The following is a 25354-nucleotide window of genomic DNA, read 5'->3' as shown; positions in this document are numbered from 1 at the left end:
AAGGACCTGATGAATTAAGGAGCAGTATCAAAGAGATGATAGGCGTCCATATAACGGACGGTACCGCTTTCTGAGCGCATCATCACAGAATGGGTACGAATATAGCCATTATCAAGGAATTCAACCCCTTTGAGCATGTCGCCAGAGGTTACACCGGTAGCACAAAAAAAGACCGGGCCATCCGCCATATCAGTTAGAGAAAGCTTACGCGTAGGGTCTTTTCCTTCACCCATCTGAGTGGTGCGTGTAATTTGACTTTCATTTTCAAAGAGAAGGCGTCCCTGCATTTGGCCTTGCAGGCAACGCACGGCAGCGGCGGCGAGAACGCCTTCTGGGGCGCCTCCACTGCCAGCGTAAAGGTCAACGCCGCTTTCTGGCAGACAGGCAGCGACAACAGCGGCCACATCGCCATCACTGAGGAGACGGACGCGTGCGCCTACCTCTAAGGCTTTGGCCACCATCTCGGCATGACGGTCACGGTCTAAAGCGCATAAGGTGAGGTCCGTAATATCACGTTTTTTTGCACGTGCGAGATTACGGAGATTATTCTGAATAGAGTCATCAATATCGACCACACCTTCTGGGAGGCCCGGTCCAACGGCAATTTTCTCCATATAAATATCGGGTGCATGGAGAAAATGGCCGCGTTCGGCCAGAGCGACAACGGTGATGGCGTTGGGGAGGCTTCGTGCACAGAGATTTGTGCCTTCTAGGGGGTCAACGGCGATATCCATCGGGTGGCCGCCTGTTCCCACGCGCTCCCCAATATACAGCATGGGAGCTTCATCCATTTCTCCTTCGCCAATCGTTACGATACCATCAATATTGACGGTATCGAAGGCCGCACGCATCGCTTGTACAGCTGCGCCATCGGCCTCATTTTTTTTGCCGCGGCCTGTCCAACGAGAAGAGGCGATGGCAGCAGCTTCTGTGACGCGAGCAAGTTCAAGCCCGAGATTGCGGCCTGTAACACGATAAGGCGAAGAAGAAGGGGGTTTGATCATGGCATATTCTCGATTTTTAACGCGAGAGGCGCTTCTTGCACGGCATCATGCTGCTTCAGCTGAGGGAGAACGCTGCGCAATGTGCTCGTGAGCGTGGGATGAGTAACGATTGTGATATAGCTTGTTCCTGTGGAATTGTGATGAGCGCTATGCTGTGTCTTGATTCCATGCTTGCCTATGAGTTCACTGATTTCTTTTGCAAGCCCTGCATGCTCTTTTACCGTGAGGCGGAGATAGAAAGGACTTTCGTCCTGGCCGATGGGCTGGCAGATGGCAGGCTTTTCTGGTGGTGGAGCTCCCCAAAGTGGGACATGATGCCCGCGGCCAAGGTCGATAAGGTCTGCGACAACAGCGGTGGCTGTTGGGCCTTCTCCAGCACCTTGACCAGAGATAGTGAGTGGGCCGCTAAAAGGGCCTTCTGTTGTGAGGGCGTTAAAGGCATTTCCCACTTGGGCGAGGCCTGATTTTAGAGGGACAAGGCAAGGCTGCACGGAGGCAGAGACTTCGTTATTTTGCCCACGGTGAGCAACGCCGAGTAATTTGATGCGGTAGCCAAGTTCTTTAGCAAAATGAAGATCTACGGTGGTAATGGCGCGAATGCCCTGAACGTCAAGGCTGTCAAATGCGATAGGCTGGAAAGCAAGACCCGTTAAAATAGCGAGTTTATGTGCGGTATCCCATCCATCAACATCTGTTGAAGGATCAGCCTCAGCATAGCCCATGTCCTGGGCTTCTTTCAGAACATCGGCGAAATCACGGCCGGTTTCTTCCATTTGGGTGAGGATGTAGTTGCATGTCCCATTCAGAATCCCACCCAATTGTGTCAGCGCGTCACCAGCAACTCCCTCGCGCACCATTTTTACAGCCGGGACACCTCCTGCAACAGCAGCCTCAAAATAGAGAGGCACCTTCTTCCGAGCACTAAGGCGGGCTAGATCGTTCCCGTGTAGGGCGATGAGTGCCTTATTGGCGGTAACGACAGCTTTACCATTTTCTAATGCTCGGGTGACAAGAGCATATGCAGGGTCGCCCGCTCCGCCCATGAGCTCAACAACGACGTCAACGTCAGGAGCATGGGCCAGAGCCAATGGGTCATCATACCAATGGAAGGCGGAGAGATCCTCTCCGCGGTCACGCTGGCGATTACGGGCACTGACGGCAACAACTTCTAAAGGTCGTCCTGTGCGGGTTGCGGTTAAGGCAGGGTGGGCGCGTAGCAAACGAATGACCCCGATCCCGACAGTGCCAAGTCCAGCGATACCTAAACGAAGAGGGCCTGTAGAAGAGCGCTTGAGAGGGGTGCTGTCAGTATTGGTCATGGTGGGGTGGGTCCTTACTGGTCAAAAGGTGAAGCAGATGGAACGACACCTGCGTTATGATGATTCAAGAATGCCTTGATGGAGCGAATGGCTTGGCGGAGGCGGTGCGTATTTTCTACTAACCCAATTCGAACAAAATTGTCGCCTTGCTCACCAAACCCGATCCCAGGAGCAACAGCAACTTTTGCCTCTTTGAGAAGCATCTTAGAGAATTCGACACTGCCTAGATGCGCAAATTTCTCTGGAATAGGGGCCCAAGCGAACATAGAACTTTCTGGGCTTGGGACATTCCATCCAGCGGCGTGGAGACCATTAATAAGCACATCTCTGCGGCCTTTATAGAGGGCACGCATCTCCTCAATATAGTCTTGAGGGCCATTAAGAGCTGCAACTGCGGCAACCTGAACCGGTGTAAAGGCGCCGTAATCAAGATATGATTTAATGCGTGTTAGTGCTTGGATAAGACGTTTATTTCCTGCAGCAAAACCGATTCTCCATCCAGCCATAGAGTAGGTTTTGGACATAGAGGTAAATTCAACCGCAATGTCTTTAGCTCCTGGTACTGCCAGGATGGATGGAGGAGGGGTCTCTCCGAAATAAATTTCGGCATAAGCGAGATCAGAAAGAATCCAGATATTTTCCCGTCGTGCGAAAGCGACGATATCTCGATAAAACGCTTCTGTAGCTTGCATAGCTGTTGGGTTGGAAGGGAAATTAATAATAAGTGCCGTGGGTTTAGGGACAGAGTGTTTGACGGCACGGTAGAGCGCTTCCAGCATGGCTTCACCGGGCTCTGCAGGGATAGACCGTACAGAGGCTCCGGCGATGATGAAGCCAAATTGGTGGATAGGGTAAGAAGGGTTCGGCACCAAGATAGTGTCACCTGGGCTGGTAATTGCAGAAGCGAGATTGGCGAGCCCTTCCTTTGAGCCCAGTGTCGCGATGATTTCCGTTTCTGGGTCAAGCTCCACACCAAAACGGCGCGCATAATAAGCGGCTTGAGCTTTTCTTAAGCCTGGGATCCCTCGGCTGACTGAATAACCATGAGCACGTGGGTTGCCCACAGTTTCGCGCAATTTATCAATAACATGTTGTGGGGGGGCGCTATCGGGGTTTCCCATCCCAAGGTCGACAATATCCTCACCGGCGGCGCGGGCGGCTGCCTTGGCCTTGTTGACTTCTGCGAAGACATAGGGCGGGAGGCGGCGGATCCGGTGGAATTCTTCGGTCATGGGATACTCGTTATGTAGCCAGGGGCTGAGTGAAAGATGAAAAAGTGATGCCATTCCAAAGAATGGTCGCCGTCCATGTTTCATCACCACAGCACTACAGACAAGGGACAGGACGTCAGAAAGAGAGGATTTTTTTCTTCAGCGTGATGAACTATTGGAAAAGCTTGTGCTGGGCCCCTGTGCACCAGGGGGGCAAACGCAGGCCCGCTTATTGTCGAGCGAGCCTGTGTTGTTCCTATGGAATGCGGTAGACCACTCGAACGCCATCGCCGATGGCATCGCCACGCAGTTGAATAACCTCTGCAGGAACACCTCTTTTTATAAGATTATTTGCTACAGCGCGTGCGCGCAATAATCCAAGGGTGATCTCGTTGCGTTGATCATCGGGTGTCAGCCCAGCAGAAGCGGATAGTGCCGTGCCAAAGCCCCGAATAATAACGATGTTGTTATGTCTGTTGTCAGCAAGACTTTGTAAGCGGTTGTCTTGATTTTCTGAGATTTGGTCGGTCTCAGGCAGAAAACGAATTAAAGTACCGCCTGGGTTGCTTATATCAAAATTCGGTGTGGCAGCGGTTGTTGTAGCAGGGACAGCAAAACCAGGAAATGCAATAGGAGTAGGTGGTTGGGCGCTAACGGATGGAAGGGTACTAGAGTTCGGGAGTGCGTGGCTAATAGGCTGGTAGGTGAGACTGGATGTTTTCCCCTGCTGAGGAGAGCTGTTTGACGGTGCAGCGTTATTAGGAGTGGTCAAGCTTGGTGCGGGGCGTCCGTGCCCGCCGCTCTGACTAATGAGCGTCGTGCTGTTTCCATTGCCAGGAGGTGGCGGTGGAGCAAAGGCTTTTGTTTTAAGAAGGGGGCCATTGGCGGCACTGGCGCGCTGCGCGTAGTTTCGTTCTGCTTCTAATTGACGCGTGAGATCAGCACGAGCTTCAGGTGTTGGAAACTCCGGTGTGGTGGTTGGAGTACGTCCCACATGTGGGAAGGGCTGATCAAAACCAGGAGTAGGTGGACGGAGACGATAGATTTCACCACCCTCAATCCCGTGGACCCAATCGGCCGTGGTATCCGTTGCTGAGCGATGCTGACATCCCGTGAGTAAAAGGAGACTTGCTACAAGGCCCAGCCCTGTGCGCACGCGGGAGAAAGAAGTGGTCGAGCGGCTCAGGACGGGGCGAAGGCGGTGGGATGTCATAGTCTCTTCATCTGACAAGCAAAGGTGTGAAAGATCAGCTTTCGGATTCTCTAAGTCCCTCATAATGAGAGAAAGAATGTAATTCCAGGGCATATTTTACCAGGAGGATAGCGGTTTTTCCTTTTCTTGGGCAATCACACAGGAAGTATTTCCTGATATTAAGGCGGTAATAGAGCGGTAGAAAGAGGTATCGTATCGTCCTGCGTGAGCGTTTTTGCTAATAAACGAAAATGTTTTATGACTTGGCATGAAAACAAAGCAGGAGCAGGATGGGAGGCATGATGACATATGACAAACGGAACCAACAGCTTTCCTCTCATGGAGCCTGCCAGGGAGGCGGTATGAACCAGAGAATCACGCCTATTGTGAGCGTTGCTCGTCCAGTGTTTGAAGAAGAGGAGCCGGCTTCGAAAGAGGATGGGAAGACTTCTCCAACACCGAATGAGCTGGAAACACGTCTCTTTGAGCAGCGTAAGGTGCTGATTTTTGGCGGAGTGGATGATCGGCTGGCCCGTGAGGTGACGGCACGTCTTCTTGCTCTTGCTGGGGCATCGGACAAGCCAATTGACATCTACGTCAATTCTCCTGGTGGTCATGTGGAGAGTGGCGATACGATTCATGATATGATTCGTTTTGTGGATGCTGTGGCTCCCGTGAATGTTATCGGTACAGGGTGGGTAGCCTCTGCTGGCGCGTTGATTTTTGCTGCTGGACGCCCTGAGCGCCGTCTATGTCTTCCTAATACCCGTTTCTTGTTGCACCAACCAATGGGAGGGGTGCGCGGTCCGGCAACGGATATTGATATTGAGGCTCGTGAGATTATCAAAATGCGCGAACGTCTGAATCGGCTTTTCGCGCGTGAAACAGGACAACCATACGAGAAAGTGGCCCGCGATACGGACCGCAATTATTGGATGTCAGCACAAGAAGCGATTGATTATGGCCTAGTGAGCCGTGTCATCACGTCGGCCGCTGATATTGGGTAGTTCTGGCTCCCACAAAACAAACGTGAAATAGGAGCACGCCGTGAGTGACGTGAATACGACAACCGCACCAGGTAAGAATAGGACGCTGGCAGATATTTATTCCCATCTGCCAGATAAGCCTTCGGAGCGTACTCTTGAGCAAGTGGATTATGAGTCCCGTCATTGGAGTAGCCCAGTTAAAGGCCCTCTAAAGCCTGGAAGTGAGGAGCATAAAAAGGCAACAGCCGATATGTTCCGTGAGACGTTTAATCCCTATAAGCCATCGGTTATTCCCTGGCCTGACCTTGATCCAGAGACGTTGCATCGTATCGTATCCTTACCCATTTGGGATATTGCCGTGCAAACCGAAGGTAAGGCACGATTGCGCATGGCTGCATATGCGGAAATGATTGACGATCCAGACGTGCGTGATGCTATCTCGCGCAACGCGTGGGAAGAAAATCGGCATAAAGAAGTGCTTTCTCGCATGGTAGAGCATTATGGCGTGCCGTTGGCCCCGGAGCCCGCCTATAAAGAGCCGCGCGATACGGAGTGGGCGTATCTGGTAACGGGTTTTTCAGAATGTTGGGATAGCTTTTTTGCTTTTGGTTTGTTCGCCTTGGCTGAAAAAGCAGGCCTTTTCCCTGCTGAATTAATTGAGACTTTCGAACCAGTGATGCAGGAGGAGTGTCGCCATATTCTTCTCTTCGCTAATTGGTTAGCGTGGCATCGTGCAACAATGCCGTTCTGGAAACGTCCATGGTTTGAGCTGCGTGTTGTTGGTGTTCTGTTCTTCCTTGTGTACGAGCGTATGAGTTTGGTCAGCAGCTTTGATGATAAAGGCGTTGAGCATACACAGGATAACAACTTTACTGTTACGGGTGCGCAGAGCATGACGGACAGGCAGGTAGACTTTGTGGAGCTGGTGGAGCTGTGCTTACGTGAAAATGAGCGTCGCTTCTCAGGGTATGATCCACGTTTGCAGCGCCCACAAATGGCACCTTTTGCGGCACGTTTGGCTCTTCGTGGAGTGAAGCTATGGCGTCGTCTCAGAGGGACAGCATATCACCATGATCATGATGGTGTTGCTCAGGCAGCAGAGTAACCTTTTTGGTTAGATTTTGGGTTGGCTTCTTTTGAGGGGAGGCCAACCCGCTTTATGATTTCACTGACATTCGGTCGCCGTGCTCAATCCAACGTCAAAAGACGTGTGGGATGATTCCTCTATTTAAATTATTATAGGACGGAAAAATTTTCTGGCCGTGGTCTCATGACAGAGTCTGTGAGACGGGTACTGAAAATTGCGTTCTCCGAGGTCGGGCTGCATCGTGTTGAAGCTAATATTCAACCCAATAACGTAAAATCAATCAAACTGATTAAACGGTTACATTTCCGTTATGAAGGGTTTTCGCCGCGTTATCTCTATGTGGATGGGCAGTGGCGCGATCATGAACGCTGGGCATTATTATGTGATGACGGATGTTCATAAAGGATAAGTCGACTTCTGATGTCATCATTAATTTATAAAAAACCCCACAGATTTACAGAAATGTGGGGTTTTGTGAGGCCGCGTTATTCTTCTTCCTCGAGCAGAGGCGTATTTTGTTCATCCGTTATCATACGGTCGGCAATAAGACCGGCTTCTGCGCGAATGCGTTTTTCGATTTCTTCTGCCATTTCGGGATGATCACGCAGATATTGTTTGGAATTCTCACGTCCTTGGCCAATACGCGTACTGTCGTAAGAAAACCATGCACCGGATTTTTCAACGATATTGGCTTTAACACCTAAATCAAGCAATTCGCCCGTTTTGCTGATGCCTTCGCCATACATGATGTCAAACTCAACTTGGCGGAAGGGAGGGGCCATTTTGTTTTTGACAACTTTAACACGTGTTTGGTTGCCTTTAACTTCATCTTTTTCTTTGATGGAGCCGATACGACGAATATCCATCCGAATAGAAGAGTAAAACTTTAGCGCATTACCACCTGTTGTGGTTTCTGGACTTCCAAACATCACGCCGATTTTCATACGGATTTGGTTGAGAAAGATAACCAGCGTTTTGGAGCGTGCGACAGAGCTTGTGAGTTTGCGGAGGGCCTGGCTCATGAGGCGTGCATGAAGACCAACATGACTGTCGCCCATGTCTCCTTCGAGCTCAGCGCGCGGTACGAGAGCGGCTACAGAGTCGATAACGAGGACGTCGATAGCACCAGAACGCACGAGCGTATCAGCAATTTCGAGTGCTTGTTCCCCGGCATCTGGTTGGCTGAGGAGAAGTTGATCAACATTCACACCGAGTTTTCGAGCGTAAATGGGGTCGAGCGCATGTTCGGCATCAATAAAAGCGACAGTTCCGCCCTTTTTTTGTGCTTCAGCGAGAGCATGTAAGGCTAATGTCGTTTTCCCAGAGCTTTCAGGGCCATAGATCTCGACAATGCGGCCGCGTGGTAACCCACCAATTCCGAGGCCGATATCGAGTCCGAGAGACCCTGTTGAGATCACTTCGGGTTGCTCTTGCGGGCGGTCTCCCATCCGCATAACAGCCCCTTTTCCGAACGAGCGTTCGATCTGGCTAAGAGCCCCTTCTAAGGCTTTACTTTTATCTGTGGCCTTGTCTGTGGCCATATCCATTATCCTTGTGAAAGAAGAGATCATGAAGGCTGCCTGTGCCAATGACGTACGGCAGCAGCCTTTTATTGTTTGGTAGGATAGACGGGGCTGTTTCCCTTGGCAAAGGGATTATAGCCCGTCGCATGTTAAGTCACTTTTACCGGGGGCTAATGTAGGCACTCATACCATTTCCGCGCGGGTCTGTATTGCCCTTGCAAGAGGAGGGGTCACCATCACACGTGATGCTGTTGAGGCGGCCACTTCCATGGTTGGGGACAGGGGTATTTCCATTTGTGATGTGTCGGAGAGCTTGAGCCACAGTTTCAGCGGCATCATTTTGACCGGAAGCAGCAAGAACAGCGCGCAGGCGACCACGTTGATCTTGCACAAGTGCACTTGTGAGAAGTGGACGCGGGTAGTGACGCGATGCGGCCCCGAGGACAACCCCCGTAGCTCCGGCAATGCGACCTGTGCCGAAGAGGTTATTTTCGCTTAAGACACACCCTACAGCCATACCATGTTGGTCACTCACAACGAAAGAGGTCGATGCGGGAAGAGGAGGAAGGCCAGACGGATCTGTTTTCCCGCTCATGATAAAGGATTGAGCCTGAGGAACTGTGCTCATCATTGAACGACGCCAGGCGCTTACAGCATTTTGGGCTGAAACACCACGACTATACGCTGCGGCGCTCCCAATTCCCCCATCGGCAGGAGGGGGAAGAAAGCTTAATTGATAGGGGCCTGAACTAAGGGTGAGTGTCTTACTTGTATAAGGTATGGACCTACGAAGATCGTTCTTGTTAAGGCCTCCACCCGCCTGATTGGCTTGATCGGTAAAGACTTGAGCAAGCGCACCATTATAGAGGTCTCCCACGCCGACGAGTTTCAGGCGTGACAGAAAAGAGGAGAGGCGGCTTTGGACAAGTTGGTCGCCAACATTCAGAGGGGTGTCGTCACTTTTTCCAAAGACCGTGCGTGCTGCGGGGTCGCTTAAGAGGCTGGAGCCAACAACATGTAAATCACTTGCTAGAGCTTGGCTGACCGTAGTCCCTTGTTGAGATAAGGCGATGGCAGGGTCAAGCGTATCGCCAAACTGTACGCTTCCATAGAGGGATTGTAGGAGGAAGAATCCCCGTGGCATCATCGGAACAGAAGCGGGGCGATTACCTGTTCCCGAGCCATCCACAGGGAGGAAAACAATTGCTTGGGCAGGAGCGTGAGGGCGTACAGCCAGACAGGCGCCACCTCCTCCGAGGGAGGCACGTGAGGGAAGGGTCACGCTTAGAGCAAAAGCTGTTGCTGTGGCCGCATCTGCCGCGTTTCCGCCACGAGCGAGGATATCGCGCCCTACAAGAGCCGCTTGGGGCTCATCAGCAACGACAGTGCCTCCGATAGGAGAGTTAACTGGTTGGGTGTGACCAAAGAGGTGATGATCAGCACTTTTGACCGAGCTGCATCCGGTTAAGGTGCTGCCGGTGGCAAGAAGCGTTCCTAAGAGCGACACTGCCCGGAACGTGGAGAGGTGTTTGCAAGGGGCAGGGCAAGGCAATGAAAGCCGGCTCTTATACTGTGCCACGGCGGCGTTTCTCCCGTTCCAAGTTAAAGGCAGTAATCGAGGTTATTTCTAACAGAAACATGATGTTTTGTCGTGAAAAGATCATAGCGTCAAATATTGTATCATGGGAGAGGGAAGGAAGATTTGACGTTCAGCTATGAAGCGGCTTTGTTGGGTATCTAAAGACCTGGTTTGTTGTAACGGAGTAAAGATGTGACGTTCCGAGTAAAGTCCTCCATTTTGATGGCTGTGGCGAGTTTTTCGTGCATGATGGGTGAGGTACAGGCCCAAGAGATATCGTTACATGTATTTAATGCTGAGCAACGCAAAGCCATCGTGGAGGTGGTACGTCAAGCTTTGAAGGATGATCCCACGATTTTGATTGATGCAATGCAGTCGTTGCGTCAAAAAAGTGCGGAGCATCAGCAAGCACAGAATCTGGCGAATGTGCGGGCAAATTGGTCGACGATTTCGACAGCGCCTCGTTATGCGGTGCGTGGCAATCCTCAAGGTGCGGTGACGATTGTAGAATTTCTTGATCCACGATGTGGGTATTGTCGTCGTATGGCACCGATCGTGGATGATTTTCTGAAACGCCATTCTGATGTGAGACTTGTTGAAAAAGTGGTGCCTGTATTGGGGGCGGCGAGTGTCGTGGATACACGCGCGATTTATGCGGCCGCTTTCCAGGGACATTACGATTCAATGCGTAGGGCATTGATGCAAGATGCAGCAAAGCCAGATGATGGACATTTGAAAGAGATAGCGCGTCAGCAGGGGATGGATGTTGGGCGTTTTATGAAGGATATGAGCAGCCCTGCTGTGGTTGAGATGATAAAGTCTAACCTTGTCCAAGCTCAGACGATTGGACTGGATGGGACGCCAACTTTTGTTTTCGGGCAAGCTGCGGTTGTGCCTGGCGCCATGGATGCAGACCAGATGGATCGCTTGTTAAAAGCGACGCAAGGGAAACATTAATGGAGCTTTTGTCAGCCATCCAAGCGGCCGACCGAGGTGATCGCGATCCTCTCATCATGGGGATTGTGAATGTGACTCCTGACTCGTTTTCAGATGGTGGGAAGTTTTTCACATCGGAGAACGCCATTAAGCAGGCTTCTCATTTGTATGATGGAGGGGCTGATTTGCTTGATTTAGGCGCGGAGTCAACGCGTCCTGGTTTTACGCCTGTTTCAGCAGAAGAAGAGTGGCGTCGTCTTGCCCCTGTTATTATGGCATTACGGAATAAAAATATTCCTTTATCGGTCGATACCATGAAGGCATCTGTTGCTCGGTCTGCATTGGCTGAGGGCGTGGCGGTTATCAACGATGTCTGGGGGTTGCAAGCTGATAAAGAGATGGCTGCGACCGTGGCGGATTCGGAATCATTGGTCGTGGTTATGCATAATCGCGATGATATTAATCCAACATTAGATCTTTGGGCAGATTGGCGCCGTTTCTTTGATCATTCTTTATCTTTGGCAGAGAAAGCGGGGATCCATCGTGAACGTATTGTGTTCGATCCAGGTGTTGGTTTTGGGAAAACACCTCAGCAGAGTCTTTGGGCTGTTCAAAACTTAGGTCGTTTGCGGAATTATTATCATCTCCCTGTGTTGTTGGGGCTTTCACGTAAATCTCTCTTCGGGTATTTTCTGGGGCGTGAGACGGGAGAGCGTCTCCCAGCTACATTAGCGGCCAATTTATATGGAGCGCGACAAGGAGCGGCCCTGTGGCGCGTGCATGATGTGCAAGCGCACCGAGATGTGCTGCGCGTTGAAGCGTTGATGAGAGAGACAAGGTGATTTCTGCCTCTTTGACACGGGTTCGAGTGCGTGACTTATGCTTGTTCGGTTACCATGGCGTTTTGCCAGAGGAAAATCGTCTTGGGCAGCGTTTTATTGTGTCTCTTGAGGTTGCTGCTGATTTAACGGCAGCTATGGAGGGCGATAATTATGAGCACGCTGTGTGCTACGGTCAATTGAGCGATGTTGCTCATGAGATTGTGACGGGCCCTGCTATTGCTCTGATTGAAACGGTTGCTGATCGTATCGCCAGGACAATTTTGGAGCGTTTTCCAAAGGTTGAGGAAGTGCGCGTTGAGGTTAGGAAGCCCTCTGTGCCGTTGCCTTATGCGGTGAGTGAGACAAGCGCTGAGGTAGTTGTAAAGCGTCAGCACCGAATTGGCTTTTCAGTGGGGTCTAATAGTGGAGAGCGTGAAGCCTGCCTGCATGCGGCGGTAAACGCCCTCGCGCGACATGAGGGGGTGGGGATCGAGCAGGTATCATCCCTCTATGATACGGCGCCATGGGGCGTAGAAGACCAGGCTTCTTTTATAAACTTATGCGCTGTTGGGAAAACTGTTTTAGCGCCTCAAGAGCTTTTGAATGTGTGCAAACATATTGAGTATGAGCTTGGACGGATACCGGGGCGTCGTTGGGGGGAACGGGCTGTTGATATAGACCTCCTTTTTTATGACGATTGTGAGATTGATAATTCAGTTTTAAAGCTGCCGCATCGTCATTTGTTTGAGCGTGCTTTTGTTTTGGAACCTCTTGCTGAGCTTGCCCCAGAGATGAAGATTTCTGGACGTCGCGTGGATGACGCGCTAGCACGTCTGCAACGAGCGCCGGGAGATGTTACGCGGCGTATGTCGTGAGAAGGAAAAAGGGGAGTTATGTCAGCCAACGAGCGTCGTGACATGCCGCGGCATCAGGAAGAAAAAGCGACCCCAGAGGGGCACGCTGGAGCGATTACACATCCACAGGATGCAGGTGAACGTATCGCGCGTAGTGTCAGGGACATTTTAGTAGCCGTTGGCGAAGACCCCAATCGGGAGGGGCTGCAGGACACACCCGAACGTGTTGCGAAGATGTATTTAGAGGTCTTCGCTGGTTTGTATGAAGACCCACGTGAACATCTACATAAACAATTTAGTGCAGACCATCACAATGGTGTGGTGTTGGTAAAAGATATTCGTTTTCAGTCTATGTGCGAACATCATTTATTACCGGTGATTGGGCGCGCTCATGTGGCGTATTTGCCGGATGGTGGCCGTTTGACAGGGTTGAGTAAGCTGGCGCGTCTGGTAGAGGGCTATGCACGGCGCCCACAGCTGCAAGAGCGCCTGACAGATCAAATTGTGCAGGGGATGGTGGATGCTTTAGCGCCTCGCGCTGTGCTTGTGGTTTTAGAGGCTGAGCATATGTGCATGACATTGCGCGGTGTGCGCACGCCCGGCTCCACGACAATCACGACAGGTGTTCACGGTTTGTGGGCAGAAGATTTTCAAGCGAGGCAAGAAATTCTTGGTCTGATGCGTGGAGCCTAGCCTTATGGGAAGGCTGGTCTTTTACTCATGGGAAAAGACGCGTTGTTGTCCAGTTCCCATGTGGCGTCTCGCGTTGGAAAAGAAGGCGATCATGCAGGCGAAAAGGTTTGTCCATCCAAAACTCTATTGAGCAAGGGTCAACACGATAACCGTTCCAATATGGAGGGCGTGGAACTGAGCCTGTACCGAACTGAGCAGCCTTCATAGTGACAATCTTCCACAGGGCTTTACGGCTTTCAACGGGGCGGGATTGTTGACTGGCCCAGGCCCCTATGCGGCTCTGGCGTGGGCGAGAAGCAAAATAGGCATCGGCATCCTCTGCAGGAAGCTTCGAAACAGTGCCGCGAATGCGAATTTGGCGTCGTAAAGATTTCCAGTGAAAGAGCAAGGCTGCTTTCATGTTTTCTTCTAGTTCGCGTCCCTTTGCGGACTCACTATTTGTGTAAAAAACAAAACCTTTTTCGCTGAAATCTTTCAGTAAGACCATGCGTATATCAGGCATATCATCATGGCCTGTCGTTGCTAACGCCATAGCATTGGGATCGTTAGGTTCTTTTTTGCTGGCAAGCTCCATCCATTCCTTGAAGAGGTGGAAAGGGTTATCGCCCGTGATGGCAGGTTGATCTTCATGGAAAGAGGGGTCGAGATCGGAAGTCATAAGCTTACCTTTGTTTATTTGGCCCTATGATCGCCTTGATATTGATGTAAGAAAGCACCTTAATCTCTTTTATAGAAGAGTTCGAATAAGAACGCTGTGTGTAATGAGCTGTGTATAGGCATAGAGAGGGGACGTTAAATGGTTGGGGCATGAAGTGTCAGGCTGTAATGAGCCATAGGAATAGTTGATTATGTGCTAAGTGGAGCGATCGTAGCCTAATCATGATGCGTATAAAAGATAAAAAGGCCATTGCCTTAGGCCGGAGACTGTGAGGTTTTATTGATATGACGCAAAATTATGCAACAGACCAAGTTTCGAAACTCACAGGTCATTTGGCATGGTTGCCTGCGCCTGTTTCTTCTACCATCATTATGGTTCTTGCAGCATGGATCGCTCAGCTTTTTAGTAAATTTATTATAAATACATTACCAAAATTACCGGTATTAAATCGTTTGAGGTGGATTAATGCTATTGTAAAACGTTTGCGATTTAATATACGTTCTTTTTTGATGATTATAGCAGCGCTTGCTGTTCTCCCTGGTACGAGTTTTTCTTACGATACAAAGCAATTTTTATTTCATTTATTTATTTGTTTGTTTATTATCAACACAGGATTCTCCATTATACTTATCTTTCAGGTTGTAACAGATAAGTATTTGTCACGGATTGATTCAAAAGAAAATGTTGATGATATCACGGCGCGTTCACATAAAACACAAATACGGATCTTGCGGCGTTTGTTAGAGATTTCTTTTGGTGTTTTGACGGTTGCCAGTGCGTTAATGACATTTGATGCGGTGCAAAAATTCGGGGTGTCGCTGTTTGCTTCAGCGGGAGCTGCCTCGTTGATTGTGGGTCTGTCTGCTCGTCCAGCGTTAACGAATTTAATATCAGGTATTCAGATTGCGATAACGCAGCCAATCCGTATGGAAGATATGATTATTCTCTATGGTGATTGGGCGTATGTGGAAGAAATCAACGCAACATATGTTGTGTTAAGAACATGGGATCGTCGTCGCTACATTGTTCCGATTTCATATTTTCTAGAAACACCCTTCCAGAACTGGACTCATAGCTCGCCTTCTCTTTTAGGGACGGTCTTTTTGAAGCTTGATTACCGTGCTCCTGTGAAAAAAATACGGGCCATGTTTATGGAAGAGATTGCTAAATGCCCAGATTGGGATCAGCAAAAGTCCTCCCTGAGCTTTCAGGTAACCGATAGTGGGGCTGATGGCATTGCTGTGCGTATCGTTGCTGGTGCTGCAAATTCTGATCGGATGTGGGATATGTGCTGCGATGTTCGGGAGCGTATGTTGGGGCGTATTCAAGAAGAAATACCCGAAGCTCTCCCAAGAGGACGCACAGCCTTGGTGGAAGATGCTCCGTCTAAAGGGATCCTTCCCAAAGATCTTTTCGGCCCGCAGGGAAAATCTCCTGACGGGGTGTAGGGTGATCTGCCTGTCAGGATATCGGGGAGATGAGTTTAAGGGGTGGACAAGTCGTTGATGGTATTGTCAGCGCGGTTCCACCAATGAGATGTAAGCGGGGCCTCTGAAGTGGGTAAATAGTGCTGGGGGTTTCCGCGTAATCTCACAGTATTTGTAGGGGTTTCCTTAATTTCGATCATAAGAGGTGAAAGGACGTCTCCTTGAACGTGTAAAAAGGCACTAAGCTTTGCAAGTAGGAGTGCTGCGAGCATTTCGGTTGTTGGGTCACCAGGAGTAACGATAATTCTTTTGAGTCGTTGAGGTTCATTATCGGCGAACCAGCGAAGTAAAGGGTCATGCTCGGAAAGTTGTAGGCAATGATCGACATGATCATCAATAAAGCGATGCCACCGTCCTTTTGCTTCGGCAAAGGGGAGGAGCATGTTGGCGTATCCGTCTAAACGTTGGTGCGGATTATTGGGGCCTGCTCCGAGCGTAACGGTTACATATTCATTGTGGCCATGAGGAATTGCACAACGCTCGCTCGCACCGGAAATAAGACGATGTCCCATGCTGTAACGACGCGTGAAAACTAATTCCGTTTGAGCCATATCTGTCATGATAAATGTTCCTGATAACGCTTCCAGCCTTCTGCGCGGAGCTGGCAGGCTGGACAAGAACCGCAGCCCGCACCCCATGCGTGAATGTGCTGGCGATCTCCATTGTAGCAAGAGTGGCTTTCGCGTTTTATAGTCTCAACGAGCTCTGTTCCGCCAATGTCATGGCAGAGCTGCCAGGTTTGTGCTTTATCAATCCACATAAGGGGCGTGTGCAGTACAAAGCGTTGCTCCATGCCCAAATTAAGAGCGACTTGCAGTGCTTTGATGGTGTCATCGCGGCAATCTGGATAACCTGAATAGTCGGTTTCGCATACGCCTGTAACGATATGTTTTATTCCGCGGCGGAAACTCAATGCCGCCGCAAAAGTCAAAAAAATGAGATTTCGCCCTGGTACAAACGTGTTGGGAAGACCGTTTTCATTAATGGTAATTTCGCCTTCTCGGGTGAGAGCTGTATCGGAAAGCGCCCCTAAGCTCGAAAGATCAATTGTATGATCATCACCTAAGCGTTTTTCCCAGAGGGGATTAAGGTTGGTGAGTTGTTGGCGTAGCGCGTCGCGGCACTCCAATTCTACGACGTGACGTTGGCCATAGTTAAAACCAACCGTTTCGACGTGATCGAAGCGTGCAAGCGCCCATGCGAGACATGATGCCGAATCCTGCCCACCGGAAAACAGGACCAAAGCACGGTTTTGAGTGGAGGCAGTGGACGCAAGAGACGCGTTCATGGGATTCCGATCAATTTATGAGTTTGGAGGCTTAGGCGCCATTGTGGATGAGATTGGCAATAATGAACGGCTTGCTGGGTATGTTTCAACTGTTCAGCATCGTCGAGTGGCTGCAACCAGAAATGAGTAAAGTCCATTGATGTGAAGAGAGAGGGGGGGAGCTTTTGTTGAGGATAAACAAGCTTAAGTTCATCTCCATGTGTTTGTACAATTTTCATACCTGGTTTGGGGCTCACGCAAATCCAGTCAATTCCAGGAGGCGCGGGAAGAGTGCCATTGGTTTCTACGGCAATTGTAAAACCAAGTGCTTTAACGGCTTTTATAAGGGACGAATCGAGTTGTAGGAGAGGCTCTCCTCCCGTGAACACAACATAACGGTGTTGATCGTGTTTTGTGGCTTGTTGCCAATGAGACTGCAATGCTGAAGCCAGATCTTCGGGGGTTGCAAATCGCCCTCCACCAGGGCCATTGGTCCCGATAAAGTCAGTATCACAAAATGTACAATGCGCTTGGGCACGGTCTTGTTCGCGCCCCGACCATAGATTGCATCCTGTGAAACGGCAGAAAATTGCTGCACGTCCACTTTGCGCGCCTTCCCCTTGGAGGGTGGCAAACATTTCCTTCACGGCATAAGACATAGCCAGACATGTCAACGAGAGCAGACAAGGATGCAAGGCTTTTTTGCAATTTATCAGCCAATGGCAGATAAAATACGTCTCCATGCTTCGATACAACGGAATATATGACCGTTGTATCAAAAGAGATTAGATCAATTTTTCAAGGGAGATCTTTTTAGCGTCACTTACCTTTGAGACAAAGGAAGTGGCGCGAGTGACGGGGCTCGAACCCGCGACCTCCGGCGTGACAGGCCGGCGCTCTAACCAACTGAGCTACACCCGCAGCTAATATTTCTTTCTGTTCCGATTGGAACCAAAAGACATCCCGTGTCTGGGATGAGCGGTTTTCTATCAGCGGATGATTATTCTGGCAAGAGAGATTATCAAAAAAAAACATTTTTCTTGTTGGAGAGGTGGAATGCTCGTGCTGTGACAGAAGAGTGTCCTGTCGAGGTTATTTGATTGAAATCAAAAAGGTGATTTTTGAGTATATAATTCTTTTTGTTATGTGATGACTGGAATTTTTCGAACAGAACACTATACTTGTTTTTGGAAGCGTCGGTATGTCAGATCGGTGATAGAAACCACGGTCTACCGTAAAAGCAGAGAGATACCCTAAATTGAGTAGGGATATTTCCTTGGTGAAGTATAGGATTCACTTTGGCTTGATATAGGAAAATTTGGTTTCTTATATATCGGATGATTTTGTATATCGGCGGCATACCATATTATGTGTGGATTTGACTGGAGATAATGACCATGAAGAAGGGCCTTTTGGGACTTTTCTCGTTGCCGCTGATGATGTCCTCAGCTTTGGCTGCTCCCATGATGGGGCACCCACCGTTGATGACGCAAGATTCTGGCGCACCGACTGTTGATAACCAAAATTCTAAGACCGTTGGTAAAGATGGTCCAGTCGTTCTAGAAGACTTTGCTCTTATCGAGAAATTGGCTCATTTTGACCGTGAGCGTATCCCCGAGCGCGTTGTGCATGCGCGTGGTGTTGGCGCTATGGGTTATTTCACAGCGACCAAGGATTTCAGCGATATCACAAAGGCGTCGCTGTTTAGCCAGGTTGGCAAGAAGACCCCGGTTACTGTTCGTTTCTCAACAGTTATGAAGTTCCGTGGCTCTCCGGAAGCTGCGCGTGACCCACGTGGTTTCGCAACGAAGTTCTACACAGATCAAGGTAACTGGGATCTTGTAGGGATTAACTTCCCGGTCTTCTTTATTCGTGATGCCATTAAGTTCCCAGACTTCGTGCATGCGAATAAGCCAGATCCTATGACCAATATTCAGGATCCAAACAACCAGTTCGACTTCTTCTCGAACTCTCCTGAGTCTGCTCATGTTCTAACTTATCTCTATTCTGATAAGTTTGGTATGCCAGTTGACTACCGTCATATGGATGGTCAGGGCGTGCATGCATTCCGTTTGGTGAACGCAAAGGGTGAAACTCACTTCGTGAAGTTCCATTGGCGTTCTCAGCAGGGCGTAAAGGGCATGACGCTGGAAGAGCAGCATGCAGCAGATCCAGATTACGCAACGCGTGACCTGTATAAGAACCTAGCGGAAGGTAACTTCCCTAAGTGGGATCTTTATGTTCAGGTGCTGACGCCTAAAGAGGCTGCAGACCTGCCATATGACGCTTTTGATGATACGAAGGAATGGATTGGTGTTCCTGAGCAGAAAATCGGAACAATGGTTCTGAACAAAGCTCCGGACAACTTCTTCCAGCAGGTTGAGCAGGCTGCATTTGCTCCAGGCGTGATGGTTCCAGGTATTGAACCTTCTCCAGACCGTATGTTGCAGGGTCGTCTCTTCTCCTACGCAGATACGCAGCGCTATCGTATTGGCGTGAACTATCAGGATCTGCCGATCAACCGTCCATTGGTTGATATCCATAATGATCATCAGGATGGTGTCATGAGCATCCGTCCACGTATGGGTCATGTTAACTGGCAGCCTACAAGCCGCTATAATGATCCAGGTGCAACAACGGATGAGACCAATCTTGGTCACGGTCAGATTCATGATGAGGCGCCAGCTGACAGCAAATATGCTCTGAGCCGTTATGAGGCTTCTGGGTTAGTGAGCAAGAAAGCTGTGAGCCCAACAGATAACTTTGCTCAGGTAGGTCAGCTCTATCGCAGCTATACGCCTTATGAGCGTAGCGAGTTGATTAAGAACCTGGCTTCTGACCTGGGTATGGTGAAGAGTCATGAAACACGCGTTCGCGAAGTATCTTACTTCTATAAAGCGGATGCAGATTACGGTTCTCGCTTGGCGAAGGCTGTGAATGTAAGTCTTGATGAAGTCAAGGCAGCTGCTGCTAAAGTGACAGTCAACTAACATTGAGTAAACTTCTTCTCCCCTGTGCATTGTAAATGCATTGGGGAGAGGACCCCTGGCATCTGATTGTTAGATGCCAGGACTCTCTGAGCTATATGAATTTTTTTGTCATTGATGAGTTCATGTGGCTTAGTGAGTTCTTATCGGGGGATACCGTTATGAAGCGTAGAGATGCCCTGTTTGGGGCTTTTGTTTTATTTGCTACCGGAATGATGTCGACAACGCCACTATGGGCGGCCGATCAATCTGATGAAGCTTCAAAAGCTTCTGCGCCGCATGAAATGCGTTTGTCACATGATAAGGTTGTTGAAATTTCATTTGCTGCTGCGCGGGCAGGACGTTCCGATGTGTTGGAAGGCCTGATTGCCCACGGTGTGGATCCCAACTTGCGTGACAGCAAGGGCGATACGCCGCTCATTCTGGCAACATATTACAATCATCTTGATACGGTAAATATGTTGATCAGCCATGGGGCAGAGCCTTGCGGGAAAGATAAAAAAGGGAATACGGCCCTGATGGGGGCGGCGTTTAAGGGAGAGAGTGAGATTGTAAGGCGTCTTTCCCAAGCAGGTTGCCCTGTCAACACACAGAACGATGTTCACCAAACAGCGTTGATGATGGCGTCTCTTTTTGGGCGTACAGATACCGTGAAAACATTGTTGGAGTTGGGAGCTGATCCAACATTGGAGGATTCCAGTGGGGCCACAGCCATTTCTTTAGCAGAGGCCCAAGGGAATTCAGCGATGGTTGATCTCCTGGAAGATGCGACAAAAAAATATAAGGCTTCTCATCATTGAAGGTAGTTATCGTTTAAGGGGTTGTTACGGCCCCTTGTACGAATACATGGCCGGTTGCGGCAGAAAGCCATATATGATGTGTCTGAAACCATTCTGCGCCGAGGAGCATGTCGGCTTGTTCGTGTAGAGTTGCTACTGTGAGCGTTGGAGCGGGCCAGCTTTCCGTCCCAATTTCGAGATGGTGGAAGCGATGCCAGCGATATTGGTGTTCGTTCCCTATGAGGCCTGTGATTTCTCCACCAGGGTCATGGGTGAGTTGCTCATCTGTAATCCCAAGCATATGGACAAATGTTCTACTGATAACATGAGAGCGTGATCCACTATCGATTAGAGCTTTCCCAGCATGTCCATCAAGGGAGAAGGGGACGATAAAGCGTCCATGGTGGCGTTGCGCAGGGAGATTAAGCCACAGGTGGCGCCATGCTGGGGGTTGTTGGCACATAAGGGAATGTATCTGCACGTCCCATAAGGTGAGGGTGTGTCGGGGAAGGTCAATATCAAGATCATACCCGCCAAGGAGATTCATCCCGATAATACCGAGCAATGGTGGGTTAATATTTGGGAATTTTGGTAATGTTCCCAGGGGGAAAGGAACATTGCTAAAATGGATTGGTCCAAGCTTTAACGTTTGAACAAGAGCAATAGGAACGAGGTGTGGATGCCCATCAGGGCCTGCAATGAGCGTGTTATGCCCCGGAATTGTGGCGAGTTTAAATTTCACAAGAGCTTCGGGCGTAAGGAGACTTCCCTCTGATCCTGTGTCGATCATAAGAGAAAGAGGGGCTCCCTCTAGGCGTGTTGGGATACTTAACGTATAGCCCGTTTCACGGAGTGGCAGTACAGCGGCCTTTTCCATATGGCAGGATGATGAGGCCCAGCTCAACGGGGTGATGAGCAACGGTATGATGCAAAAAAGCGTTGTGGCTAAAAGAGGGTTCATGATGAGGAGTGATTCTCTGTAGTGTCGGTGTGGCCAGAACGAGGGTGTGCTTTTCGCCAGACATTCATAAGATGTTGTTCATCGGCAAGTGTATAGACCTGGGTGGTTGAAAGGCTTGCATGACCTAAGAGCTCCTGAATAACACGAAGGTCAGCACCATTTTGCATGAGATGCGTTGCAAAAGAGTGACGTAGAGCATGAGGTGTTATTGATTCAGGGAGGCCTTGCAGACGTCGCCATTGCCGCATGGCCCGTTGGGCAACGCCCGGATTGAGGGGGCCGCCACGCACACCACAAAAAAGTGGGGCCTCTAAATGGGGCGCGGGATGGGTTTGAAGCCATTGTGTGAGAGATTTTTTAACAATGGATAGCAGGGGGACAATACGTTCCTTATTCCCTTTACCTCGGATGATGATGACGTCATCTTGCGCCTGTATGATGTCACGAACGGTGAGGCTGAGTGCTTCGCTGATGCGAAGGCCCGCACCGTAAAGCAATATAAAGAGTGCCTCATCACGATAAGCAAAGGTAAGCGATTGGTTTTGTTCGGCAATAGAATGGGGCGCTTGCTTTGCGTCGGGTTGCGCAAGAGGGCGGGGTAGGCGCGGCTTCAGGCGTGGGTTCCGCAAAAGAGACAGTGCTGTATTATCAATTTTATAATTACGGCGTAGGAACGTAAAAAAGGAACGAAGTGCTGAGATGCGGCGTGCTTGGGTGCGGGCTTGTCCTTCTCTGTTTGTAAGTTGGCGCTGATGTTGAGCACGGGCTTCCGCTTTCGCTGTTTCATGAGCTAACCATGCTCGGAAGTCAGCTAGAGTAAGTTTCTCAAGCCCGGACAAAGCAAGGTCGCCGCCTATATGGTGGGTAAAGAATCCAAGGGCTTGTGCAACGTCATGTTGATAGGCTGTCACGGTACGAGACGATGCACGCTTTTCATAGCGGAGCCAATCCAGCCATGTTTCAAGAGCGTCTTGCGCTGTTCTTACCGCTGTGGGTGTAGGGTTCATAGTATTTTCTGACCGAAAGAGTTACACAACCATATGGTCAAAGCGTCTGATACAGTGCCGCAGAAAGAAGAAAAAGACCAGGGCTTACGCGTGTCTGTTCTGGTTCCACGTCCTTTTGCGGGTCCTTTAGATTATCGGTCTGAAATACCTCTTCATCCCGGTACGCTTGTCCATGTGACGCTGGGGAAAAGAGAAATTGTAGGATGTGTTTGGGGGGAGGTGTCTCCGTCTCTTCCTTCGGGACTGCGTATTCCTCAGAAGAGGAGCGGATTACCGCTGCATCGATTACGTTATATTGATGGGATTGTACCGCATATTCCTCCTTTGCCGGAGAGTTTACGTCATTTTGTTGATTGGGTTGCTGCTTATAGTTTGAGTGCTCCTGGAATGGTGTTGGCGATTGCGTTGCGTGTGCCAGCTTCGGGAGGGATTAAGCCGATCATAGGTTGGGTTAAGCATCCAGATACAGTTGTCCCAGGGACCTTTCGTTTAACGCCGTCTCGGCAGGCTGTTTTAGAGAGTGCCTCTACAGAGGTGGCCTATACGACAGCAGAATTGAGCGAGCGTAGTGGTGTTAGTGCAGGGGTTGTTCGTGGATTAGTGCAAGCGGGGCTTTTGGAAGAATGTTCTGTTGCGAAGTCCGCTTTTTTACAATCGCCTCAGCCTGATTATGCGCCTCCACTTTTGTCAGACATACAAGCTAATGTTGCTGCTGCGTTAGTGCATTCGGTGGAGACGAAGTGTTTTGAGGTAACGCTTCTTGAAGGGGTAACGGGATCTGGGAAAACGGAGGTTTATTTTGAGGCGATTGCTGCATGTTTGAGGCAAGGGCAGCAGGTACTCGTTTTACTTCCAGAAATTGTTCTTACAGCGCAATGGACAACACGCTTTGCGGCGCGTTTTGGAGCAGAGCCCGCTGTTTGGCATTCTGATTTAGGTCAGAAAACGCGGCGTGAAACATGGTGTGCTGTTGAATCAGGCGAAGCACGTGTTGTGGTCGGTGCACGCTCAGCGCTTTTTTTGCCTTTTACGAATCTCGGTTTGGTCGTGGTCGATGAAGAGCATGAGAGCACGTATAAGCAGGAAGAAGGGGTGATGTATCATGGCCGAGATATGGCCATTGTGCGAGCTCGCCTTGTTGATGCTGCGGTTATTCTTGTTTCCGCGACGCCATCAATGGAAACGATGGCGAATGTTGAACAGGGGCGTTATCGGCATGAGCGTTTGGAATCACGACATGGTGGTGCGCAACTTCCTGCAACATCATTGATTGATATGCGTCATAATGGCCCTGAGCGTGGGCTGTTTTTGTCCCCTCTTCTATGTGAAGCTGTGGATAAAACCCTCGCAGAGGGTGAGCAGGCGATGTTGTTTTTAAATCGCCGAGGATATGCACCACTGACATTATGTCGCGCTTGTGGTCATCGGGTTCGCTGCCCCAATTGTTCTGCATGGATGGTAGAGCATCGTAAGCGCCATGTCTTTGCGTGCCATCATTGTGAACGTGTGGAGCCTTTGAAGTCCGCGTGTCCTGAATGTGGGGCAGAGCATAGTCTCGTCCCGATAGGTCCGGGAGTAGAGCGTATTGAAGAAGAGGCGCGGGCACGTTTTCCAGAAGCGCGTTTGTTAAGTATGGCTTCTGATACCTTGACCTCGCCTATAGCGATGGCGGAGGCAGTTCGGCAGATTTCTCAAGGAGATGTCAATTTAATCATTGGTACGCAAGTGGTTGCTAAGGGGTGGCATTTTCCTCAATTGACGCTTGTTGGTGTTGTTGATGCCGATCTTGGTTTGGGTGGAGGAGACCTGCGTGCGGCTGAGCGTACAATGCAATTATTGCATCAAGTGGCCGGGCGCGCAGGGCGTGGTGAGCGACCAGGACGTGTGATGTTGCAAACATATGTCAGTGAACATCCCGTCATGCAGGCATTATTAGACAATGATTTTCAAACATTCATGGAGCAAGAGGCGGAACAGCGTCGCCCCGGCTTCTGGCCACCTTACGGTCGTTTAGCAGCTGTGATTGTAAGTGCTCAACATGAGAGCCAGGCGGAACAATTTGCGCGTCACATCGCGCTGAAAGCCCCTCAACAAGAGGGAGTACAGGTTCTAGGCCCTGCTCCAGCGCCATTAGCGCTTTTGCGGGGGCGTTATCGTTTTCGCTTGCTTTTGCGGACGCGGCGCGGGATCGCGGTTCAACCTTTGCTGCGTCATTGGTTAGCGCAGGCCAAACCCACAAATGGCATTAAGGTGGACGTCGATATAGACCCTGTGTCTTTTATGTAAAGCTTAATCGCTTTTGCCGTGAGCGAGTTGCCGATAATGCGTTAATTGCTCGTCTTTATGCGGGAAACGAGGAGCGCATTTGATCGCTTCTTCAAAGGCATGAAGGGATAGATCGTTATGATGAAGTGCTTCTTGTGCCTTAGCAAGGAGCAGCCATGATGTTGGATCATCAGGGTCTGTTTGCAAACTTTCCCCAATGTCCTGGACGGCGCCGGTAGGATCATCACCTAAAAGACGAACTGCAGCACGTTGCCGCAAAAGCAGAGCGTTTCCAGATTCGAGACTCAAGGCTGATGAGAGCGTGTGATCAGCCTCTTGCAGGTTTCCCTTTTCTACCTGATCAAGCGCATCATTCAACATGAGGCGTGTACCGCTCTTAAGCGTATATTGGCGTAGGGTTTCAGCGTAATCCCAGCGACGTTGCGCTTCTTGATCATCCGGAGCAGTCTGAAGAGCCTGCTCCGCCTTTATAAGGCGTTCACGTGGAGAAAGTTTTGGTTGTGCCGCATTATGCTGTTGAGCAGGTGATGGTGCGGCACAAGCTCCTGGCACAGAAATAGAAATGGCCAGAAGAAACACTCTATTTAGAGAGAAAAAAGAACGTCTAGAGGCCTCTGCCGAGAGAGCAGAGGCCGAACGATCAATAATAGATCGTTGCAATGCGCGTGCATGCTGTCGCCGTTCATTCAGAAAGGAAAGGCACCGGCGCATTGGCTG

At 50.0% G+C, this 25354-nt stretch carries 23 protein-coding genes, 1 tRNA gene and 1 pseudogene; 11 read left to right on the top strand and 14 right to left on the bottom strand.

The annotated features are described in order from the left end of the window. Positions 1-14: 14 nt before the first annotated feature. The 4 genes from glpX to GS501_RS08505 all read right to left on the bottom strand — a co-directional run bounded on the left by glpX (position 15) and on the right by GS501_RS08505 (position 4747). Positions 15-1004: a class II fructose-bisphosphatase gene (glpX, locus tag GS501_RS08520; RefSeq protein ID WP_160831421.1), complete on the bottom strand. Its 990-nt coding sequence runs from the start codon at positions 1002-1004 to the stop codon at positions 15-17. Beyond that, positions 1001-2323, bottom strand: coding sequence for a homoserine dehydrogenase (locus GS501_RS08515; RefSeq protein ID WP_160831420.1), 1323 nt, complete (start codon positions 2321-2323; stop codon positions 1001-1003). Before GS501_RS08515 ends, glpX begins: the two co-directional genes overlap by 4 nt. 14 nt (positions 2324-2337) lie before the next feature. Beyond that, positions 2338-3555 (bottom strand): LL-diaminopimelate aminotransferase, encoded by a 1218-nt coding sequence (locus GS501_RS08510; RefSeq protein ID WP_160831419.1) that lies wholly within the window; start codon positions 3553-3555, stop codon positions 2338-2340. A gap of 235 nt (positions 3556-3790) precedes the next feature. After that, positions 3791-4747, bottom strand: coding sequence for an OmpA family protein (locus GS501_RS08505; RefSeq protein ID WP_160831418.1), 957 nt, complete (start codon positions 4745-4747; stop codon positions 3791-3793). Positions 4748-5088: 341 nt separating this feature from the next. Between GS501_RS08505 and GS501_RS08500 the strand changes: the two genes are divergently transcribed. The 3 genes and pseudogenes from GS501_RS08500 to GS501_RS08490 form a co-directional block, all read left to right on the top strand. After that, positions 5089-5733, top strand: coding sequence for an ATP-dependent Clp protease proteolytic subunit (locus GS501_RS08500; protein ID WP_237442499.1), 645 nt, complete (start codon positions 5089-5091; stop codon positions 5731-5733). A gap of 40 nt (positions 5734-5773) precedes the next feature. Beyond that, positions 5774-6817: a ferritin-like domain-containing protein gene (locus GS501_RS08495; RefSeq protein ID WP_370517975.1), complete on the top strand. Its 1044-nt coding sequence runs from the start codon at positions 5774-5776 to the stop codon at positions 6815-6817. A 141-nt stretch (positions 6818-6958) separates the two neighbouring features. After that, positions 6959-7201, top strand: a pseudogene (locus GS501_RS08490) (GNAT family N-acetyltransferase); the annotation flags it as partial. Positions 7202-7284: 83 nt separating this feature from the next. Here the strand turns inward: GS501_RS08490 and recA are convergent. Together recA and GS501_RS08480 are read right to left on the bottom strand one after the other, a co-directional pair. Then, positions 7285-8346 carry a recombinase RecA gene (gene recA, locus GS501_RS08485; RefSeq protein WP_202405358.1) on the bottom strand — a complete coding sequence of 354 codons (1062 nt, stop codon included), beginning with the start codon at positions 8344-8346 and terminating at the stop codon, positions 7285-7287. A gap of 136 nt (positions 8347-8482) precedes the next feature. Continuing rightward, positions 8483-9901, bottom strand: a complete 1419-nt coding sequence (locus GS501_RS08480) for a gamma-glutamyltransferase (RefSeq protein ID WP_370517974.1) — start codon at positions 9899-9901, stop codon at positions 8483-8485. Positions 9902-10093: 192 nt separating this feature from the next. Between GS501_RS08480 and GS501_RS08475 the strand changes: the two genes are divergently transcribed. From GS501_RS08475 to folE, 4 genes are read left to right on the top strand one after another with little or no spacing between them, the layout of a single operon-like run. After that, positions 10094-10858, top strand: a complete 765-nt coding sequence (locus tag GS501_RS08475; protein WP_370517973.1) for a DsbA family protein — start codon at positions 10094-10096, stop codon at positions 10856-10858. Then, a complete protein-coding gene (gene folP / locus GS501_RS08470; protein WP_160831414.1) occupies positions 10858-11679 on the top strand; it encodes a dihydropteroate synthase in 822 nt (273 codons plus the stop codon). The genes GS501_RS08475 and folP overlap by 1 nt, the downstream gene beginning before the upstream one ends. Next, positions 11676-12533, top strand: a complete 858-nt coding sequence (gene folK / locus GS501_RS08465; protein ID WP_160831413.1) for a 2-amino-4-hydroxy-6-hydroxymethyldihydropteridine diphosphokinase — start codon at positions 11676-11678, stop codon at positions 12531-12533. The genes folP and folK overlap by 4 nt, the downstream gene beginning before the upstream one ends. A 42-nt stretch (positions 12534-12575) precedes the next feature. Next, positions 12576-13205 carry a GTP cyclohydrolase I FolE gene (folE, locus tag GS501_RS08460; RefSeq protein WP_160831470.1) on the top strand — a complete coding sequence of 210 codons (630 nt, stop codon included), beginning with the start codon at positions 12576-12578 and terminating at the stop codon, positions 13203-13205. A gap of 25 nt (positions 13206-13230) precedes the next feature. On the opposite strand, the gene pdxH is transcribed toward folE, so the two are convergent. Continuing rightward, positions 13231-13863 (bottom strand): pyridoxamine 5'-phosphate oxidase, encoded by a 633-nt coding sequence (gene pdxH / locus GS501_RS08455; RefSeq protein WP_160831412.1) that lies wholly within the window; start codon positions 13861-13863, stop codon positions 13231-13233. A 284-nt stretch (positions 13864-14147) separates the two neighbouring features. Here pdxH and GS501_RS08450 point away from each other — a divergent pair, with 284 nt between their 5' ends. Next, the gene (locus GS501_RS08450; protein WP_160831411.1) at positions 14148-15311 is read left to right on the top strand and encodes a mechanosensitive ion channel family protein; all 1164 of its coding nucleotides are present in this window, start codon (positions 14148-14150) and stop codon (positions 15309-15311) included. Positions 15312-15346: 35 nt separating this feature from the next. Here the strand turns inward: GS501_RS08450 and GS501_RS08445 are convergent, their stop codons facing one another. From GS501_RS08445 to GS501_RS08430, 4 genes are all read right to left on the bottom strand, one after another. Beyond that, positions 15347-15910 carry a 6-carboxytetrahydropterin synthase gene (locus GS501_RS08445; RefSeq protein WP_160831410.1) on the bottom strand — a complete coding sequence of 188 codons (564 nt, stop codon included), beginning with the start codon at positions 15908-15910 and terminating at the stop codon, positions 15347-15349. Then, positions 15907-16638 carry a 7-cyano-7-deazaguanine synthase QueC gene (gene queC / locus GS501_RS08440; protein WP_160831409.1) on the bottom strand — a complete coding sequence of 244 codons (732 nt, stop codon included), beginning with the start codon at positions 16636-16638 and terminating at the stop codon, positions 15907-15909. The genes GS501_RS08445 and queC overlap by 4 nt, the downstream gene beginning before the upstream one ends. Further along, on the bottom strand, positions 16635-17276 hold the full coding sequence (queE, locus tag GS501_RS08435; RefSeq protein ID WP_160831408.1) for a 7-carboxy-7-deazaguanine synthase: 642 nt from the start codon (positions 17274-17276) through the stop codon (positions 16635-16637). Before queE ends, queC begins: the two co-directional genes overlap by 4 nt. 185 nt (positions 17277-17461) lie before the next feature. Further along, positions 17462-17538 (bottom strand) — tRNA-Asp (locus tag GS501_RS08430). A gap of 476 nt (positions 17539-18014) precedes the next feature. Between GS501_RS08430 and GS501_RS08425 the strand changes: the two genes are divergently transcribed. Then, positions 18015-19607: a catalase gene (locus tag GS501_RS08425; RefSeq protein ID WP_160831407.1), complete on the top strand. Its 1593-nt coding sequence runs from the start codon at positions 18015-18017 to the stop codon at positions 19605-19607. A 158-nt stretch (positions 19608-19765) separates the two neighbouring features. Beyond that, complete coding sequence (locus GS501_RS08420; protein ID WP_160831406.1) at positions 19766-20404, top strand: ankyrin repeat domain-containing protein; 639 nt, start codon at positions 19766-19768, stop codon at positions 20402-20404. A gap of 13 nt (positions 20405-20417) precedes the next feature. On the opposite strand, the gene GS501_RS08415 is transcribed toward GS501_RS08420, so the two are convergent. Both GS501_RS08415 and GS501_RS08410 read right to left on the bottom strand, forming a co-directional pair. Beyond that, on the bottom strand, positions 20418-21344 hold the full coding sequence (locus GS501_RS08415) for a retroviral-like aspartic protease family protein (RefSeq protein WP_160831405.1): 927 nt from the start codon (positions 21342-21344) through the stop codon (positions 20418-20420). Next, positions 21341-22351 (bottom strand): tyrosine recombinase XerC, encoded by a 1011-nt coding sequence (locus GS501_RS08410; RefSeq protein WP_160831404.1) that lies wholly within the window; start codon positions 22349-22351, stop codon positions 21341-21343. The genes GS501_RS08415 and GS501_RS08410 overlap by 4 nt, the downstream gene beginning before the upstream one ends. A 33-nt stretch (positions 22352-22384) precedes the next feature. Here GS501_RS08410 and GS501_RS08405 point away from each other — a divergent pair, with 33 nt between their 5' ends. Then, the gene (locus GS501_RS08405; RefSeq protein ID WP_160831403.1) at positions 22385-24637 is read left to right on the top strand and encodes a primosomal protein N'; all 2253 of its coding nucleotides are present in this window, start codon (positions 22385-22387) and stop codon (positions 24635-24637) included. 3 nt (positions 24638-24640) lie between these two features. Here GS501_RS08405 and GS501_RS08400 read toward each other — a convergent pair whose 3' ends face one another. Next, a complete protein-coding gene (locus GS501_RS08400; protein ID WP_160831402.1) occupies positions 24641-25348 on the bottom strand; it encodes a hypothetical protein in 708 nt (235 codons plus the stop codon). Between the last annotated feature and the right edge of the window lie 6 nt (positions 25349-25354).

It is taken from the genome of Saccharibacter sp. 17.LH.SD (genome assembly GCF_009834805.1).
In the GTDB taxonomy this organism is placed as follows: Bacteria; Pseudomonadota; Alphaproteobacteria; order Acetobacterales; family Acetobacteraceae; genus Saccharibacter.
This window is presented reverse-complemented; position numbering and strand designations above follow the sequence as displayed.